We start from the raw sequence: 17506 nt of genomic DNA, 5'->3' as shown, positions 1-17506 counted from the left end.
AAACTCTCAGGCCAGCACCCGCGACGCCCCGACCGGCAGGTCCCACAGCGTCTCCCGGGCCAGCCCCGCCTTCTCCCACGCCGCCCGCACCCGCGTCAGCGGTTCCAGGACGGGCTCGGCGGAGAGGACGAAGGTGCCCCAGTGCATGGGCGCCATCCGCTCGGCGCCGAGGTCGACAGCCGCCCGCACCGCCTCCTCCGGGTCGCAGTGGACGTCGCTGAGCCACCAGCGGGGGTCGTACGCGCCGATCGGCAACAAGGCCAGGTCGATGCCCGGGTAGCGCCGGCCGATGCGGGCGAACCAGTGGCCGTACCCCGTGTCGCCCGCGAAGTACACACGCTGCCCGTCGGGCGCGGTGAGGACCCAGCCGCCCCACAACGTACGGCAGGTGTCGGTCAGGCGGCGCTTGGACCAGTGGTGGGCAGGGACGAAGTCGAAGCGGACGCCGTGCAGTTCGGCAGCCTCCCACCAGTCCAGCTCGGTGACCTGGGTGAACCGGCGCTCCCTGAACCACCGGCCGAGGCCGGCCGGTACGAACACCGGTGTGTCGCGCGGAAGTCGGCGCAGGGTCGGCGCGTCCAGGTGGTCGTAGTGGTTGTGACTGATGACGACCGCGTCGACGCGCGGCAGCGCGCTCCAGGCCACGCCGACCGGTGTGATCCGGGCCGGGGTACCGAGGATCTTGCGGGACCAGACCGGGTCGGTGAGGACGGTGAGCCCGCCGATGCGGATCACCCAACTCGCGTGCCCCGCCCAGGAGACGGCGACCGTGCGCGCGTCGACCCGGGGCAACGGCCCCGGTTCGAACGGCAGCCGCGGAATGTCGGCGAGCCCTTCGGCCCCCGGCCGCAACGCGCCCTCGCGGGCGAACCTGGCGAAGGCGCGCAGCCCGGGCAGCGGCGCCGTCAGCCGGTCCACGAAGGACCGCGGCCAGACACGCCGCTCGCCGAGCGGACGGGGCTCGGCGAGGGGACCGACAGGAACGGGAGGACCGACAGGAACGAGGGGACCGACAGGAACGGGAGGACCGACAGGTACTTGAGGAACGGCGGAAGACACGGGCCCGGCCGCCGCCGGGGCCGAAGAGGACGCCGGATCGTCGGCGTCCTGCGTGGTCGTAGTCGTGCTCGTGGTCGACTCGGACTGCTGCGTCATCGAGGAGGCTCCCATCGCTGAGCGTCGTCGCGGAGATCGCCGAAGGCCGACCCTAGAAGGGCCAACGCGCGTTGTACCTGTGGCAGTTCCAACGGCGAGGGTGACGTGAGGCATTCCGCCCGCTCCTCGTCCGTGGCGCCGAGCAGCGGCCCGGTGCCCAGGCGCACCCTCAACGACGCGAGGTCGTCGCCGAACCGGTGACCGCCCGGCGCGGGCATGCCGAGCCGGGCGGTGAGGAAGTCCTCCAGGTCCTGGGCGTCGCCCACGCCGTGCGCGCCGAGCGCGGAGCGCAGCGGGCCGAGGTCCACGTACAGGTGTCTGCCGGCCTGCGGGGGCCGCGCGAGGGCGCCCGCGCCGACCACCGCGTGGTGCGCGGCGGCGGCCACACGCGCGTGCAGGTGTACGGCGGCGGTGAGCCGTTCCGTGATCGCGGCGGGCTCGTCGAGTGCGAAGGCGGCCGCAGCGGCGACCGGTTCGGCGACCCGCGCGCCGAGCACGGTGAGCACGTCGAGGACTCGGGCACGCAGCCCGACCCCGGAGTCGGTGTCCGGGAAGCGGGCCACGGCGGCCGGCCAGCCCTGCGGCAGGAAGGCCCCCGCGAGATCCGTGAGGACGGTGACCTCCTCGGGGAGCATCTCGGCGGGGCTGAGCAGCACCGTGTCGTGCGGCCCGTGCAGCGTGTCGCGCCAGGTCTCGTCGCTGACGATGTGCAACCCCTCGCCCACCGCGGCCTCCACGGTCTCGTGGACGACCTCGGGCGGCGCGACGGTCGCGGTGGGGTCGTCCGCCACGGAGAGCACGAGCAGCCGCGGTTCGCCGCCCTCGGCGCGGACTCTGCGGACGGTTTCCAGGAGGGCGTACGGATCCGGAAGACCCCCGCACTCCGCGGGGGTCGCCACATGGAACACGGATCTGCCCAACAGCCGTACCTGTGGAGCCCACCAGGCGGCGCACGGACGCGGCACGAGGACGTCGCCACCGAGCGCACCGGTCAGCGCGAGGAGCAGTGCGGGGGCACCGGGTGCGGCGGCCACCCGGTCGTGTGCGGCGGGCAGTCCGCGTCGGCTCCAGTAGGCACAGGCCGCGTCGAGGAGCGCGGGCCCGCCGCCGGAGGGCTCGGCGTGGGCCCGGTCCGCGGCGGCGGCCAGCACGGAGCGGAGTTCCGGCAGTACGGGCAGGCCCTGATCGGGAAGAGGCGGGCCGTAACGGACGGGGCCGTGCCCTTCCGGATGCGTCCGACGCATACGTTCCTCCGCGCAGTCCGTGGTGCCGTGCCGTGTCGCCGGTGTATCGCACCGTCGCCGCTGCCGTGCCCCGCTCCGGTGCTCCTGCCTCCGTACGGTCTCCGGTGTTCCGTCCCTTCGTACAGCCACTCGTACGGTGCCGCTCGCGCCCTCGGCCTCTCCGTACCCAAGGTTCGGCCACCCCATGGACGGCCGGTCGGGTTGTGCTGTCACCCCTCAGGCGGACGTGTCCTTGTAGCGCAGTCGGTGGGCGGCCGCGCCCAGAGCGCCCGCGATGAGGACACCTCCGGCAGCCAGCGCCGGGACGGAGTCGGTGAAGGCGCCGCCCTCCCCGGCCTGCACCCCACCCTCAATAGCCGGTGGGCGCTGCCCGGTACCGCTGTCCGACGGGCGCTCCGCGGCGTCGCTGTCCGACGGGCGCTTCACGGCGTCACTGTCCGACGGGCGCTCCACGGCGTCGCTGTCCGACGGACTCTGCCCCGTGCCGCTGTCGAGCGGACGTTCCACGGTGCCACTGTCACTCGGGGGGTCCACGGCGCCGCTGTCACTCGTGGGCTCCACGGCCTCACTGTCACTCGGGGGCTCCACGGCCTCACTGTCACTCGTGGGCTCCACGGCCTCACTGTCCGGGAGGCTCTGCCCTGTGCCGCTGTCCGGGAGGCTCTGCGTGGTGCCGCTGTCCGGCAGGCTCTGCCCTGTGCCACTGTCGGGCGGGCGTTCCACGGTGCCACTGTCACTCGGGGGCTCCACGGTGCCACTGTCACTCGGGGGCTCCACAGCGCCACTGTCCGGGAGGCTCTGCGTGGTGCCGGCGGCCGCGGTGAGGCCACGAGCCACGGTGTACGAGGCCTTCCACTTCTCCTCCTGGCCGCCCGAGGCCCCGGGGCACGCGCCGTCGACGCCCCACTCCGACTGGGCGGCCACCGCGTCAGAGCCGGCGTCGACGGCGTCGCTCTGCGGGACACGGGCCGTACCCCGGTAGGCGGCGGCACCCGCCACCCCCTGCTCGCCGCCCTCCACCCGGCGCAGCTGGACCTTTCCCTTCTCGAAGCCCTCCGAGGTGGCGTCGATGAAGTCGGGCGGGGATCCGGCGATCCCGTCACAGGTGACGGAGATGGTGATCGTGCCACCGGGTTCGACGGACCCCGGGCTGACCTCCGCGGCCGGATCCGCGGACGCGGCCGACGCGGCGGCGCCCAGGGCGGCACCGGCCAGGGCGGTTGCGGACAGGGCACGGGCGGTACGGCGCATGGGACGGGCTCCTTCGGCAGGGCGGCTTCCCGGGGGCACGGCCGTCGTGCCCCCGGAGCCCATCACAGCCCGCCCCGCGGCGCGGCGCGCGCGGCCGGGCACCATTCGCGGGACACGGACGCCCGAGCGGGTGACGCCACGGGCTCGAGAACCACCGCATGCCCCAGACACGTGGCCCCCGTCCGCCCGGGCCCGGGGCCCGCCTGCCACAACCGGTCAGTTGGACAGTGCGACGAGCTGCTTCTCCAGTCCCCGACCACGTTTGTCCACGACGGCCGAGGCGACGTCGGACAGTTTGCGGTTGGTGCCCTGCGAGATGCGGCGCAGTACCCCGAAGGCCGTGTCCGCGTCGCAGCCGAGCACGTGCATGACGATCCCGCATGCCTGGTCGACGACGGGCCGGGAGCGCAGCGCGGTGCCCAGCTGGTCGAGCTCGGTGAGCGCGGCGCGGTAGGAGCGGTCGCGGACCAGACAGGTCGCGGCGAGCTCGCCGAGCGCGCGGGCGGGGCCGTGCGGGACGTCCTCCAGGGCGCCGGGCCGGAAGCTGTAGAGGCTGAGGGTGACGGTCAGCCCGGAGCGCCGGAAGGGGATGGTGACGCTGGAGCGCACGCCCGCGTCGAGGGCCATGGCGCGGTACTCCGGCCAGCGCTCCTCGCGCAGCAGGTCCGCCGAGTCGACGGGCTCACCGTGCTCCAGGGCGGCCGGGATCGGCCCGTCGCCGGAGCGGAGCTGCACCGAGACGAGTCCGGCAAGGTCGGGGTGGGTCACCGCGACGGGCAGCTCGGCGCCGTGCTCGCACACCATGCTGCTGGCGCCGCAGCAGTCGGTGGTGCAGCGCACGGCCTGCTCGACGAGTTCCGAGAGCCTCCTTCCGGGAAGGGCGGACTCGGGCGATTCCGTTCCCAGGTGGCCGAGTTGATCGGTTTCCGGCATGGTTCGCTCCCCCTCTCGTTCTCTCCTCGGCGCCTTCCCGCTCACCTGCGTGAAAAACAAGTTCTGCGGGTTCGGCCCCCGCCGCCCCCGGAATGCGCCGCTCGGGTTACGTTCATCGCATGGCGCAGACGGACGAATTCGGTGAGGAACTTGCGGATTTCGTGCGCCGCGTTGCGGAGTTGAAGGCGTCTCGGCCCGTGTCGTCCGACGACCTTCCCACGGTGCTCGACGCGGCGATCTTCGAACTCGACCATGTGGCCGACCAGTTGTGGCCATGGTTCCAGCGCCTGTCGCTGGCCGCCCCGTCCGGCGTCGCCTCGGTGGACCGTCAGGAGCAGCAGCTTCTCAAGGCACTCTTCCAGCGGGTGCCGGTGCCCGTCGCGCTGGTGGACCGCGAGACGGTGGTGCGCAGACTGAACTTCGCGGCGACCGCCTTCACCGGAGTCCGGGCGGGCTATGCGACCGGCCGGCCGCTGACCGGGTTCCTCGCGCACGCCGACCGTGCCGCGTTCCGCTCGCAAGCGGCGGCGGTGGCACGCGGCGAGGGCGACCGCGGTCTCACCGTGCACCTCCAGCAGCAGCCGTCGGTACCGGTGCGCGCCACGCTGACCGCCCTGCGGCCCAGCGGGGAACCCCGGACCGCCGTCCTCGTCGTCCTGCAGCCCGGCGACTCCCGGGTGCCGTCGGAGGGGAACATGCCGGGCCAGGCAGCGCCGAGCCTCTCCGAGACCACCCGGCACGCCGCGCTGATGGACCTGGTGGACGCGATGACCACGGCACTGCTGAGCGCACCCGGCGGGGACCGCTCCGCGGTGCTCGCACGGGCGGCCGGGGTGCTGCACGGGCGCTTCGCGGACTGGGTGGTGGCCGACGCCGGGGCCGCGCGACTGTCCCGTACGACCGTCCTGGGACCGTCGGACCGCGCCGAGGAGGTGGCGGCCGTGGCCGGGCAGGATCCCGCCGCGTGCCCCCTCGTCGTCGAGGCGGCACGCGGCGGTTCCACGGCCCTTCAGGTGCGCCCCGAGGACCCGGACGCCTTCGGGCGTGACACCTCGGGCGCTCCCGTCCTCGTACGCGCGAATGTGACGTCGCTGCTGTGCGTGCCACTGACCACCGAATCCGGGCCCGTACGGGGGGTGTTGACGCTGTTCCGCAGCGGCGCGCGGCTGGCGTTCTCCATGGCCGAGGGGCAGGCGATGGACATGATGTCCCGTCATATCGCGCTGGCCATGGCGCGGTTGAACTGATCCGCGGACCGGGCGCTACGCCACGTCGCGCATCACCTGGTCGCGCAGTCGGGTGCAGCAGCGGCTGATCAGCCGGGAGACGTGCATCTGGGAGATGCCGAGTTCGTCGGCGATGCGGCTCTGGGTCATGTCACCGAAGAACCGCATGTAGAGGATGGCGCGCTCCCGTTCGGGCAGGGCCTGCAGGCGGGGCTTGACGGCCTCGCGGTCGATCACGGTGTCGAGGGCCGGGTCGGGCGATCCGAGGGCGTCGCTGAGCGAGTAGCCGTCCTCGCTGCCCGGGAGTTCGGCGTCCAGGGAGAGGGCGGTGAAGCTCTCCAGGGCTTCCAGGCCGGTCAGGACGTCCTCCTCGCTCATTCGGGCGTGCTCGGCGATCTCGGCGACGGTGGGCCTGCGGCCCGAGATGGTCCCCGACAGGTCCTGGCTGGCGAACCGCACCCGGTTGCGCAGGTCCTGGACGCGGCGCGGCACATGCAGGGTCCACATGTGGTCGCGGAAGTGGCGCTTGATCTCACCGGTGATGGTCGGCACGGCGTAGCTCTCGAAGGCGTTGCCGAGCTCCGGATCGTAGCGGTCGACGGCCTTGACCAGGCCGAGCGCCGCGACCTGGCGCAGGTCCTCGTGACTCTCGCCGCGGCTGCGGAACCGCCCCGCGAGCCGTTCGGCCATCGGCAGCCAGGCCTCGACGATCTCCTCACGGAGCGTGTCGCGCTGCTGGCCCGGGGGGAGCGTGGCGAGCTTGCGGAATGCCTCTGCGGTGTCGGGGGCGTCGTCGTGCGGATGATGCTTCGCGCTCGCTTGAGTTCGCATGGTGCGTAGCAACTCCCTCGGAGGTGCCTTGAGTTGGGCAGTCACCGTGGGAGTGCGTCGATGCGCCGGACGGACACACCCGTGGCGACGGTTCGCCGCTCCCACGGACGTGCCTCCTGTCCGAAGCACTGGGAGTGCGTCTGCCCCGAGGCATGCGGAGCAAACACGCACGGCTACGAAAGTGGGGCGGTTGGTGACCGCTGAGCCACGTGTCGACTCCCGGTCCACGGGTACGTGAACACCACCCCCGAACATCTGGAGGGAGTCATGCAGCGAGGCAGCGACCGGCTGAGTGTCCACCGGGACGAGGAGATGAAGCACGAACTACGAGAGCTGCTCAGGTCGGGGCACCCCACCCGGACCGAGGAGTGGCACGATCCGGAGCCGACCGCCGACGACGACCCGGAGCTCGCGAGCGGCCCCGTGACGCCGGGCCGTGCGGCCGCCCCCGTCGAGAAGGTGCAGCTCGAGCTGGGGCGACTGCTGGGCCGTACGCCGTTCCCCGCAGGTCCCCGCGAGCTGACCGGCCTGCTGCGGGACAAGCACGCCCCGGACGTGCTCGTCGAGGCCCTGGAACGACTGCCGCACAAGGCCCGCTACACCACGGCGCACGAGCTGGCCGAAGCGGTCGTGCGCGTCGGGTGACCGGAAGGGAAGGCATGGGCGCCCGGCTCGGGGGTACTGCGGCCGTCGTCCCGTCGACGCACCCGCACCCCCGCAGCCGGGGAACGCAGGAAGGCCCAACAGCCATGGCAGATTTCGTCAGGGAAGTCATGACACCGGGAGTCGTCGCGGTCAGCCCGGACGCCTCACTCGTCGAGGCCGCGCAACTCATGCGGGCCCAGGACATCGGCGATGTCCTGGTGGCCGACCATCAGCTGATCGGGGTCCTCACCGACCGTGACATCACATTGCGCGCCGTAGCCGACGGCGCCGATCCGCTGACCGTCAGCGCCCAGGCCGTGTGCACCCCCCATCCGGTCGTGATCGGCCCTGACGAGGCCGTGTCCACCGCGATCGAGCTGATGCGCGAGCACGCCGTACGCCGGCTGCCGGTCGTCGAGGACGGTCGGCCGGTGGGGATGGTGAGCCTCGGTGACCTCGCGGTGGCGCAGGACCCGGGCTCGGCACTCGCCGACATCAGCCGCGCCGCGTCGGAGCGGCCGTCCGGCACCCGTCGCCCGCCGCTCTGACGGCCGGGAAAGCCGCTCTGACGGCCGGAAAAGGAGACGGAGCAGCCATGCGTATCGCGTTCCTGATGGCGCCGCAGGGCGTCGAGCAGATCGAACTCACCGATCCCTGGCAGGCGGTGACGGACGCGGGCGGCGAGCCCGTTCTGGTGTCCACCAAGCCCGGGCGGATCCAGGCGTTCCGCCATCTGGACAAGGCGGACACGTTCCCCGTGGACGAGGTCGTCGCCGACGTGTCGGCCCAGTCCTTCGACGGGCTCGTCCTGCCGGGCGGCGTGGCGAACCCCGACACCCTGCGGCTGGACGAACGGGCCGTGACCTTCGTACGCGACTTCTTCGAGAGGGGCCGTCCGGTCGCCGCGATCTGCCACGCACCCTGGACACTCGTCGAGGCCGACGTGGTCCGGGGCCGTGTGCTCACCTCCTGGCCGAGTCTGCGCACGGACATCCGCAACGCGGGCGGCACCTGGGTCGACGAGCGCGTGCACGTCTGTGGGCGGGGGCCCAACACGTTGATCACCAGCCGTAAACCGGCCGATCTCAAGGCGTTCCGCGAGGCGCTCCTGGAGGCGTTCACGCGTCAGGCGGCGTGAGCGGAAGGGGCCGTACGCACAGGGCCGCGCGGAACAGATCCCGGTAGCGGCGGAACGCGTCCTGGAGCCGGCGCACCCCGATGCCTGCCTCGGCGGCGAGTCCGGCGCCGTTGAAAGGGTGTTCGGGGCGCTGGTGGAGGGCGTCGGGGGCCCGCTCGACGGGCGCGGGTCGCAACGGGTGTACGGGCCGGTCGAGTTCGTCCCGGTGGCCGTGTCCGGCGGTTGGCAGCGACCCGTTCTTCCCGGAGCGTCGGGGGCACCCACAGCTGTCCGGAGACCAGATGGTCGACGAGATCACACACCGTCCAGCCGGTGCAGGGCGTGGGGGGGGCGTCCCACTGGTCGTCCCGGACCGTGCGGACGCGGTCGCCGAGCAGGTCGAGGGCCTCCGCGTGGCGGGTGAGCAGCGGTTTCGTGCCCGTCATGCCGGCGGCGCTCCCGCGCACCCCCGCTCCCGGGCCCCGTCACGCGTACGGCCTGCAGTGATCGGGCGGCGAGGATGGCGGCGCAGGTACTCGCCCTCCAGCTGGGCCATGCGCTCGTTGTGGGTCCGCAGCGCGTCGTTCGATCCGTGCAGCAGTGTGTCGTGGCGCGTGCGGTGGATGTTTTCCAGCTCTTTCATGAGCTGCTGGTCGTCCAGCCGGCCCGGGTCGACTCCGGTCATGGTGGTACCCCGCTCGTCGTGTCCTCGGTGCGGTCCGCGTACCCGCCCGGCAAGCAGTTGCCCCGAGCGGCGTCCGGGAGAGAGCCATGGAACTCACCTGTCTCCCTCCACTCTACGAACATCCGGGGTTCCGGGCCCACGTCTGCGCGTGCACTGTGTCGGAAGTGGCCCTCGGGGCGCGCACCGAGGGCGACTCCGGGGGCGCTAGCGGGCCCGTTCCACCCTGCGCTCGTCCCACACCGGCTCCTGGGTCTCGCGGACGCGGCCGTCGGAGCCGAAGACCAGGTAGCGGTCGAACGAGCGCGCGAACCAGCGGTCGTGAGTGACCGCGAGCACGGTGCCCTCGTAGGCCTCCAGACCCTCCTGGAGCGCCTCCGCGGACTCCAGGTCGAGGTTGTCGGTGGGCTCGTCGAGGAGCAGGGCCGTGGAGCCCTCCAGCTCCAGCAAGAGGATCTGGAAGCGCGCCTGCTGGCCGCCGGAGAGCTTCTCGAAGCGCTGCTCGGCCTGCGCGGTCAGCTCGTAGCGGCGCAGCCGGGACATGGCGGCGCCGCGGTCCTGGGCGTGCTCGGTCCACAGGATGTCGAGCAGGGTCCGTCCCTCCAGCTCGGGGTGGGCGTGTGTCTGCGCGAAGTGCCCGGGAACGACCCGGGCACCGAGCTTCCACTCCCCCGTGTGCGCCACGTCGCCACCGGCGAGCAGGCGCAGGAAGTGCGACTTGCCGGAGCCGTTGGATCCGAGCACAGCGACCCGCTCGCCGTAGAAGATCTCCAGATCGAACGGTTTCATCAGGCCGGTGAGCTCAAGTCCCTTGCAGGTGACGGCCCGGACGCCGGTGCGTCCGCCGTGCAGCCGCATCCTGATGTCCTGCTCGCGCGGCGGCTCCGGAGGCGGTCCGGCCTCCTCGAACTTCCGCAGCCGGGTCTGCGCGGCCTGATACCGGGACGCCAGCTCATGGCTGATGGAAGCCGCCTGACGCAGATTCAGCACCAGCTTCTTCAGCTGGGCGTGCTTCTCGTCCCAGCGCCTGCGCAGCTCCTCGAACCGCGCGAACCGCTCCCGCCGCGCCTCGTGATAGGTCTCGAATCCACCACCGTGCACCCAGGCGTCCGCACCGGCCGGACTGGGCTCGACACTGACGATCTTCTCGGCGGCGCGAGCCAGCAGCTCCCGGTCGTGCGACACGAAGAGAACGGTCTTACGGGTCTCCTTGAGCCGCTCCTCCAGCCAGCGCTTCCCGGGTACGTCGAGATAGTTGTCCGGCTCGTCGAGCAGCAGCACCTCGTCGGTGCCGCGCAGCAGGGCCTCCAGCACCAGCCGCTTCTGCTCACCTCCGGAGAGCGTGCGCACCAGCCGCCATTGCGCCTTCTCGTACGGCACGCCCAGCGCGGCCATCGTGCAGATGTCCCAGAGTGTCTCGGACTCGTATCCGCGCACCTCTGCCCAGTCGGACAGCGCCTGCGCGTACCGCAGCTGCGCGGCCTCGTCGTCCACGGTCATGATCGCGTGTTCGGCGGCGTCCACGGCCTTGGCCGCCTCGCGGATCCTCGGCGGCGCCACGGAGACGAGCAGCTCCCGTACGGTCGTCTCGTCCCGTACGGACCCCACGAACTGCCGCATCACGCCCAGCCCGCCACCCACGGTGACGGTCCCCCCGTGCGGCTTCAGCTCCCCCGAGATCAGCCGCAGCAGCGTCGTCTTCCCGGCGCCGTTCGGCCCCACGAGGGCCACCACGGCCCCTTCTCCCACCCGAAACGACACGTCGCCGAGCAGCGCCCTCCCGTCGGGAAGGTAGTACTCCAGATGCGCGGCTTCGAGGTGTCCCATGAGGCGGCATTCTCCGTGGAGCCCACCGCAATGGGCAAACGCGTATTCGGCGGCCCGCTCCCGACGGTTCCGGGCAGCGCCCGAAGGGTCGCGGGGAACTGCGCGCCAAGCCTTCACCGGTCGGCACCCGGAAGACAGCCCAAGGCGGGTCTGGGGGTCGACGCCCCCGGGTACGGGAGGGGCACGGGCGGCGGGGCGATGAAACGCGCGCACCGGGTACCCGCACCGCCATGACCCCAGACGTAGACCTCACCGTCCGCCCCCCGGGGCCTCACCTTCTCAGGGATCGGCTGCTCGCCGCGGACTGCCGCCTCTTCGAGGCGGCAGCGGCTCGACACTGGCCGGGCTGCGACCGCCTCCTGCCGAGGCTGAGCCGCAGCGCCAACCACGGTGCACTCTGGCTCGCCACAGCCACGGCGCTCGCGGCGAGCCGCACCCCCAGGTCCCGCCGAGCCGCCGCCCGAGGCCTCGCCTCCCTCGCCCTCGCCTCCGCCACCATCAACACCCTCGGCAAGCGCTCGGTCCGCCGCCCCCGCCCGATCCTGGACCCCGTCCCGCTGATCCGACAGCTCGCGCGCCAGCCGATCACCACCTCGTTCCCGTCGGGCCACGCCGCCTCCGCCGCGGCCTTCGCGACGGGTGTGGCCCTGGAGTCCCGCGGCTGGGGCGCGGCGATCGCCCCGCTCGCCGCCGCGGTGGCCCTCTCCCGCGTCTACACCGGCGTCCACTTCCCGAGCGACATCCTCGCGGGCGCCGCCCTGGGCGCGGGCGCCGCCTACGCCGTACGCGGCCTGGTCCCGACCCGCGACCAGCTCCCGGCGTCCGGCCGCCCTCGCGTCGACGCGCCCGCGCTCCCGGAGGGCGAGGGCCTGGTCATGGTGGCCAACACGGGCGCGGGCACCCCTGACCGGGTGAACGAGCTGCGCGACGCCCTGCCGCACGCGGAGATCGTGGAGTGCGAACCGCCCGACATCCGGGGCGAGTTGGAGAAGGCCGCGACCCGCGCCCGGGTCCTCGGCGTGTGCGGCGGCGACGGCACCGTGAACACCGCCGCCGAGGTGGCCCTCCGCCACGGCCTCCCCCTCGCCGTCCTCCCGGGGGGCACCCTCAACCACTTCGCGCAGGACCTCGGTGTGGAGGGCGAACGCGACCTGATCCGCGCCCTCCAGCAGGGTGACGCGGTACGCGTGGATGTGGGCCGGTTCTCGTCGGGCGCCACGCAGGGCATCTTCCTCAACACCTGCAGCCTGGGCGTCTATCCCGAACTGGTGCGCGAACGGGAACGCTGGTCGCCGCGGATCGGCGGATGGCCGGCGGGAGTGCTCGGCGCCCTGCGCGTCCTGCGCGCCGACCACCATCCGCTGCGCGCCGAACTGGGCGGCCGCACGCACCCGTTGTGGCTGCTGTTCGCGGGCAACGGGACGTATCACCGCGTGGGGCTCGCCCCGGCCCGCCGCTTCGACCTCTCGGACGGGCGGCTGGACGTACGGGTCGTGCACGGCGGCCGCCGCCCCGCCGTCCGCCTGCTGGCCGCCGCCTTCGCCGGCCCCCTGACCCGCTCCCCCGCCCACGCGGCCGTACGGACACGGCGACTGCGCCTGGCCGGCGTCGCGCCCGGCACCCTCCTCGCGTACGACGGTGAAGTCACAGAGGTGGAGGGAGAGGTAACGCTCCGGAAGATGCCCAAGGCGCTCACCGTCTATCACCCATTCCCCCTTCACTGATCAGGCGGTGTCCCTATCGCAAGAGTCCATATCGCAAGACGCGAGTCTCATTATTCGACATCTGCGCGTACGGTGATGCGTGTACGACGAGGAGACGAGAAGGGGAACGTCATGTCGAAGTCGCAGGAGACCGCCGTCTACACGCACGGCCACCACGAGTCCGTGCTGCGTTCGCACACCTGGCGCACCGCCGCCAACTCGGCGGCGTATCTGCTCGACTCGCTGAAGCCCCACATGAAGATCCTGGACATCGGCTGCGGCCCGGGCACCATCACCGCCGACCTGGCGGAACTGGTTCCCGACGGGCATGTCACGGGCGTCGACCACGCACCGGCGATCCTGGACCGGGCCCGGGCCGTGGCAACCGAGCGCGGCGTGGACAACGTGGGGTTCGCGGTCGCGGACATCCACGCGCTGGACTACCCGGACGACACCTTCTGCGTGGTCCATGCCCACCAGGTACTGCAGCACGTGGGCGACCCGGTCCAGGCGCTGCGCGAGATGTACCGGGTGACCAGGCCGGGCGGGTTCATCGCGGTCCGTGATTCGGACTACTCGGCGATGACCTGGTACCCGCAGTCGCGGGGCATGGACAACTGGCTGGACCTGTATCTGCGGGTGGCCCGCGCCAACGGGGGCGAGCCCGACGCGGGGCGGCGTCTCACATCGTGGGCGCTGGCGGCCGGCATCCGGGAGATCACGGCCACCTCGAGCACCTGGACCTTCGCCACCGAGGACGAGCGGGAGTGGTGGAGCGGCCTGTGGGCGGATCGCACGCTGGCCTCGGCGTACGCGGAACGCGCCACAGGGGGCGGCCACGCGACCACGGAGCAGCTGCGGGCCGTGTCGGACGCCTGGCGGGAGTGGGGACGGCAGCAGGACGGCTGGTTCTCCGTACTGCACGGAGAAATTCTCTGCCGAAAGGAAGTCTGATCCGGACGTTTCGGGAAACCCGGTCAGCAGGAGGTTCACATTATGGTTCCCATCCTGCTGGTACTGCTTCTGGTGCTGATTCTCTTCGGCGCGGGTTTCGCAGTGAAACTTCTCTGGTGGATAGCACTGGTGGTTCTCGTCCTGTGGCTTCTCGGATTCCTGATGCGCGGCACGAGCGCCTCGGGAGGCAGGGGGCGCTGGTACCGGTGGTGAATCCGTTCCCTGGGATCCCTGGGAAGTGAGTGAATCCGGGAAGTGGATGAATCCGTTCCCTGGTAACTGGCGGCCCAAGCGGCCCGAGGTCTGGATTTCAGACCCCGGGCCGCATTTCGTGTTCTTTGGTGTCTCGATCTCGCTGTGTTCTTTGGTGTCTCGATCTCGTGTTCTTGGTTTTCGAGGCTTCGCGTTCTTTGCCCTTTCGGGCGTCGCTTTTGGTCAGGGCACGATGGCCATCTCCACCAGCAGTCGCGCCGCCGCCGCGATCGACTCGGCGTCGATGCCCGCGGCGTGCAGTTGCTCGGCGGGCGTGGCCGAGCCCGGCATCGTCCGCACGGCGAGGCGCACCAGGCGCGGCACCGGGCGGCCGTCGAGGAAGGCGTCGAGGACCGCGTCGCCGATGCCGCCCTCCTCGCGATGGTCCTCGACGGTGATGAGGCACCCCGTGTCCTCGGCGGCCTCGCGCAGGGTGGTGCGGTCGACGGGCTTGACCGAGTAGAGGTCGATGACCCTCGCCCGGATGCCCTCGCGGTCGAGCGACTCGGCGGCGGCCAGGGCCTCGTGGACGGTGACGCCCGCCGCGACGAGGGTCAGCCGGTCCTTGCCGGAGGCCCGCAGCACCTTGCTGCCCCCGACCGGGAACTCCTCGGTGGGGCTGTAGATGACGGGAGTGTCCCCGCGCGAGGTGCGCAGATAGCGGATGCCCTCCAGGCCCGCCATCGTGCCGACGAGCTTCGCGGTCTGGTTGGCGTCGCACGGATACAGCACGGTCGCACCGTGCATCGCGCGGAACATCGCCAGGTCCTCCAGGCCCATCTGCGAGGGCCCGTCCTGGCCGATGGAGACGCCCGCGTGCGAGCCGACGAGGTTGATGCCGGAGCCGCTGATCGCGGCCATGCGGACGAAGTCGTACGCACGGGTGAGGAAGGCCGCGAAGGTCGAGGCGTACGGCACCCAGCCGCGCGCGGCCATGCCGACCGCGGTCGCGACCAACTGTTGCTCGGCGATGTAGCACTCGAAGAAGCGGTCGGGGTGCTCCTTGGCGAAGAACTCGGCGCGCGTCGAGTCGCTCACCTCGCCGTCCAGGACGACGATGTCGCCGCGGGCGGTGCCGAGCGCGGCGAGCGCCTGTCCGTAGGCATCACGAGTGGCGGCCTTGTCGCCGAGCTCGTAGCGGGGCAGGTCGAGATGGCCCGACCGTACGGCGTGCAACATCCTGGCGGCGGGTGGCGAGGGGACCTCCACCCGGCGGTCGTGCACGCCGCCGAGTTCCGCGATCGCCTCGTCGGCGTCCGGCAGCGGCTTGCCGTGCAGGCCCTCGCGGTCCTGGACCGATGCGACGCCCTTGCCCTTGAGGGTGCGGGCGATGATCGCGGTCGGCTGCCCGGCGGTGGACTCGGCCTCGGCGTACGCGCGGTCGATGGCGTCGACGTCGTGCCCGTCGATCTCGACGGTGTGCCAGCCGAAGGCCTGGAAGCGGCGGGCGTACGCGTCCAGGTCGTGCCCGTGCCGGGTCGGCCCGCGCTGGCCGAGGCGATTGACGTCGATGATCGTGATGAGGTTGTCGAGGTGCTCGTATCCGGCGTGCTCAGCGGCCTCCCAGATGGAGCCCTCGGCGAGTTCGCTGTCGCCGCACAGGACCCAGACCCGGTATCCCGTATGGTCCAGCCGCTTCCCGGCCAGCGCGATGCCGACCCCGACGGGCAGCCCCTGTCCGAGCGAGCCGGTGGCCGTCTCGACCCAGGGCAGCCGCTGCGGTGTCGGATGTCCTTCGAGCCGGCTGCCCAGCTTGCGGAAGGTGAGCAGCTCGGTCTCGTTGATGGCCCCGGCCGCCTTGTACGCGGCGTACAACAACGGTGAGGCGTGCCCTTTGGAGAGCACGAAGCGGTCGTTGCCGGGGTGGTGGGGTCGTTCGAAGTCGTAGCGCAGATGGCGGGCCATCAGGACCGCCATCAGATCCGCGGCGGACATGGAGGACGTGGGGTGCCCGGAGCCGGCGGCGGCGGAGGCGCGCACGCTGTCCACACGCAACTGCTGGGCGAGATCGATGAGTTGACGGGTGTTCATGACGACTCTCCTTCCTGTCGGCTCTCGGACTTCCCGAGCGCACCGGGTGCCCTCGCCAGCTCCGGCGAGGCGGTGTCCAGCGGCACCGACCACGAGCGGACCAGGCCCAGCTGCACGGCCTGGCGCGGAAGTACGGCGTCCAGCAGCCAGTCGGACGCGACGCGGATGCGGTTTCCGGGCATCGCGGCGAGGTGGTAGCCACGGGTGACGGCTCCGGCGAGCGGCCCCGACAGCGGGACGCCGAGCGGGTTGGCGGCCGCCTTCGCGCCACCGAGGTCGACGGTGAAGCCCAGGTCCCGGTGGCGATAGGCACGGCGGTCGCCGATGCCGAGCGAGGCGGCGACGTTGCGGCCCGCGACCTTCCCGTGCCGCCAGGCGTGCTGAGCAGTCATCGGCGTGTACTTGCCCGGCTTCTCCAGATCGGGTACGGCGGCCGCGTCCCCGCACGCGAACACCTCTGGTCGGCCCGGTACTTGAAGGTACGGATCGACGAGCAGCCGCCCACGCTCAAGGGACTGTCCGAGCCCCTCGACCAGCGGATCGGGCCGGACGCCGACACACCACACCAGCGTCCGCGTATCGACGAACTCCCCGTCGCTGAGCCGGACTCCGCTCGGCGTGGCCTCCTCGACCGAGGTCCCGGTACGCACGTCGACGCCGCGCTGTCGCAGCACCCGGTCGGCGGTGCGCGAGAGCCGCTCGTCCAGCTCCGGCAGCACGCGCGGCGCGATGTCGAGCAGCAGCCAGCGCGGCCGGACGCCCTCGCGCAGCGGCCGGTTCCGTACCAGCGCGTCGGTGAACAACTGCCCCTGCGCCGCGACCTCCGTCCCGGTGTACCCGGCGCCGACCACGACGAAGGTGCATCGCGCGGCACAGCTCTTCGGGTCGTCGGACGCGGCGGCCAGCTCCACCTGCCGGGTCACGTGATCCCGTAGATACAGCGCTTCGGGCAGCCCCCGGAAGCCGTGCGCGTACTCGGCGACACCCGGCACCGGCAACAGCTTGTTGACGCTGCCGACGGCGAGCACCAGACGGTCGTACGTCAGCGTGCCCCCGTCACCCTCCGGATCCGTGTAATGCACGGTGCGTGCGTCGAGGTCGAGGCCGTCGGCCTCGCCCAGCACCAGCCGTACGTGGGGCAGCGTGCCCGAGAGCGAGACGGTGACACGGCGTGGCTCCAGGACCCCGACGGCGACCTGGGGCAGCAGGGGAAGATACAGAAAGTAGTCGGTCGGATTCAGAAGGGTGATGTCGGCCTTGTGCCGGGTCAGCCGCGACAGGGTGCGGGCCGTCCGGTACCCGGCGAAGCCGGCACCGACGATCAGAATGCGGGGTCGACTCACGTTTCGCCTCCGGCGATGTCGCTCGTACGAGGCTTTCCGCGTCCCCCTGGTCAGGGCACCCAAACGCGGGGGCGCCGGACGTTTCGGGACACGCTCCCCGGGTTACCCGACCGATGACCGCGCCCCGCGGGACAGCGTGTCGCTCGGCCGGCCGGACGGTCGCCGGGTCGGCCTTTCGGTCACTCGGCCTTTCGGTCGCTTGATCTCTCGGTCGCTCGGCCTTTCGGTCGCTTGATCTCTCGGTCCAGACGGTGTCTCCTCTCCCGACCGTCTGGGCCGAGCCCTCCGTCCGCGCGAAACGATCTCCTTGGC

The 17506-nt window shown here is 71.9% G+C and carries 17 protein-coding genes; 7 read left to right on the top strand and 10 right to left on the bottom strand.

Annotated features, from left to right (window positions below; genetic code table 11):
- Positions 1–6: 6 nt before the first annotated feature.
- From IEY95_RS39505 to IEY95_RS39490, 4 genes are all read right to left on the bottom strand, one after another.
- Positions 7–1155, bottom strand: a complete 1149-nt coding sequence (locus tag IEY95_RS39505) for an MBL fold metallo-hydrolase (RefSeq protein WP_189191064.1) — start codon at positions 1153–1155, stop codon at positions 7–9.
- Positions 1152–2399, bottom strand: a complete 1248-nt coding sequence (locus tag IEY95_RS39500; protein ID WP_189191063.1) for an aminotransferase class I/II-fold pyridoxal phosphate-dependent enzyme — start codon at positions 2397–2399, stop codon at positions 1152–1154. Before IEY95_RS39500 ends, IEY95_RS39505 begins: the two co-directional genes overlap by 4 nt.
- 216 nt (positions 2400–2615) lie before the next feature.
- Positions 2616–3650: a hypothetical protein gene (locus IEY95_RS39495; protein ID WP_189191158.1), complete on the bottom strand. Its 1035-nt coding sequence runs from the start codon at positions 3648–3650 to the stop codon at positions 2616–2618.
- A gap of 216 nt (positions 3651–3866) precedes the next feature.
- The gene (locus IEY95_RS39490; protein ID WP_189191062.1) at positions 3867–4583 is read right to left on the bottom strand and encodes an ANTAR domain-containing response regulator; all 717 of its coding nucleotides are present in this window, start codon (positions 4581–4583) and stop codon (positions 3867–3869) included.
- Positions 4584–4702: 119 nt separating this feature from the next.
- Between IEY95_RS39490 and IEY95_RS39485 the strand changes: the two genes are divergently transcribed.
- Positions 4703–5830: a PAS domain-containing protein gene (locus IEY95_RS39485; RefSeq protein WP_189191061.1), complete on the top strand. Its 1128-nt coding sequence runs from the start codon at positions 4703–4705 to the stop codon at positions 5828–5830.
- Between the two features lie 15 nt (positions 5831–5845).
- Here the strand turns inward: IEY95_RS39485 and IEY95_RS39480 are convergent, their stop codons facing one another.
- A complete protein-coding gene (locus IEY95_RS39480; protein WP_189191060.1) occupies positions 5846–6640 on the bottom strand; it encodes an RNA polymerase sigma factor SigF in 795 nt (264 codons plus the stop codon).
- Between the two features lie 267 nt (positions 6641–6907).
- On the opposite strand from IEY95_RS39480, the gene IEY95_RS39475 reads away from it, so the two are divergent.
- The 3 genes from IEY95_RS39475 (at position 6908) to IEY95_RS39465 (ending at position 8423) form a co-directional block, all read left to right on the top strand.
- Entirely contained in the window at positions 6908–7285 is a 378-nt protein-coding gene (locus IEY95_RS39475; protein ID WP_189191059.1) for a DUF2795 domain-containing protein, read from the top strand.
- Between the two features lie 104 nt (positions 7286–7389).
- Positions 7390–7833 carry a CBS domain-containing protein gene (locus tag IEY95_RS39470; RefSeq protein WP_189191058.1) on the top strand — a complete coding sequence of 148 codons (444 nt, stop codon included), beginning with the start codon at positions 7390–7392 and terminating at the stop codon, positions 7831–7833.
- A gap of 47 nt (positions 7834–7880) precedes the next feature.
- Positions 7881–8423 carry a type 1 glutamine amidotransferase domain-containing protein gene (locus IEY95_RS39465; RefSeq protein WP_189191057.1) on the top strand — a complete coding sequence of 181 codons (543 nt, stop codon included), beginning with the start codon at positions 7881–7883 and terminating at the stop codon, positions 8421–8423.
- On the opposite strand, the gene IEY95_RS39460 is transcribed toward IEY95_RS39465, so the two are convergent.
- The 3 genes from IEY95_RS39460 to IEY95_RS39450 form a co-directional block, all read right to left on the bottom strand.
- Entirely contained in the window at positions 8411–8848 is a 438-nt protein-coding gene (locus IEY95_RS39460) for a maleylpyruvate isomerase N-terminal domain-containing protein (protein ID WP_189191056.1), read from the bottom strand. The two genes, IEY95_RS39465 and IEY95_RS39460, sit on opposite strands and share 13 nt — an antisense overlap.
- Entirely contained in the window at positions 8845–9087 is a 243-nt protein-coding gene (locus IEY95_RS39455; RefSeq protein ID WP_189191055.1) for a DUF6158 family protein, read from the bottom strand. Before IEY95_RS39455 ends, IEY95_RS39460 begins: the two co-directional genes overlap by 4 nt.
- A 204-nt stretch (positions 9088–9291) precedes the next feature.
- A complete protein-coding gene (locus IEY95_RS39450) occupies positions 9292–10911 on the bottom strand; it encodes an ATP-binding cassette domain-containing protein (protein WP_189191054.1) in 1620 nt (539 codons plus the stop codon).
- 230 nt (positions 10912–11141) lie between these two features.
- Between IEY95_RS39450 and IEY95_RS39445 the strand changes: the two genes are divergently transcribed.
- The 3 genes from IEY95_RS39445 to IEY95_RS39435 all read left to right on the top strand — a co-directional run bounded on the left by IEY95_RS39445 (position 11142) and on the right by IEY95_RS39435 (position 13781).
- The gene (locus tag IEY95_RS39445; RefSeq protein ID WP_189191053.1) at positions 11142–12635 is read left to right on the top strand and encodes a bifunctional phosphatase PAP2/diacylglycerol kinase family protein; all 1494 of its coding nucleotides are present in this window, start codon (positions 11142–11144) and stop codon (positions 12633–12635) included.
- A 111-nt stretch (positions 12636–12746) separates the two neighbouring features.
- Entirely contained in the window at positions 12747–13568 is an 822-nt protein-coding gene (locus IEY95_RS39440) for a class I SAM-dependent methyltransferase (protein ID WP_189191052.1), read from the top strand.
- Positions 13569–13610: 42 nt separating this feature from the next.
- Positions 13611–13781: a hydrophobic protein gene (locus tag IEY95_RS39435; protein ID WP_189191051.1), complete on the top strand. Its 171-nt coding sequence runs from the start codon at positions 13611–13613 to the stop codon at positions 13779–13781.
- 222 nt (positions 13782–14003) lie between these two features.
- Here IEY95_RS39435 and IEY95_RS39430 read toward each other — a convergent pair whose 3' ends face one another.
- Together IEY95_RS39430 and IEY95_RS39425 are read right to left on the bottom strand one after the other, a co-directional pair.
- A complete protein-coding gene (locus IEY95_RS39430) occupies positions 14004–15851 on the bottom strand; it encodes a transketolase (RefSeq protein WP_189191050.1) in 1848 nt (615 codons plus the stop codon).
- Positions 15848–17194, bottom strand: coding sequence for an NAD(P)/FAD-dependent oxidoreductase (locus tag IEY95_RS39425; RefSeq protein WP_189191049.1), 1347 nt, complete (start codon positions 17192–17194; stop codon positions 15848–15850). The genes IEY95_RS39430 and IEY95_RS39425 overlap by 4 nt, the downstream gene beginning before the upstream one ends.
- Between the last annotated feature and the right edge of the window lie 312 nt (positions 17195–17506).

Origin of the sequence: Streptomyces albiflavescens (assembly GCF_014645835.1) — a bacterium.
Classification (GTDB): Bacteria; Actinomycetota; Actinomycetes; order Streptomycetales; family Streptomycetaceae; genus Streptomyces; species Streptomyces albiflavescens.
This window is presented reverse-complemented; position numbering and strand designations above follow the sequence as displayed.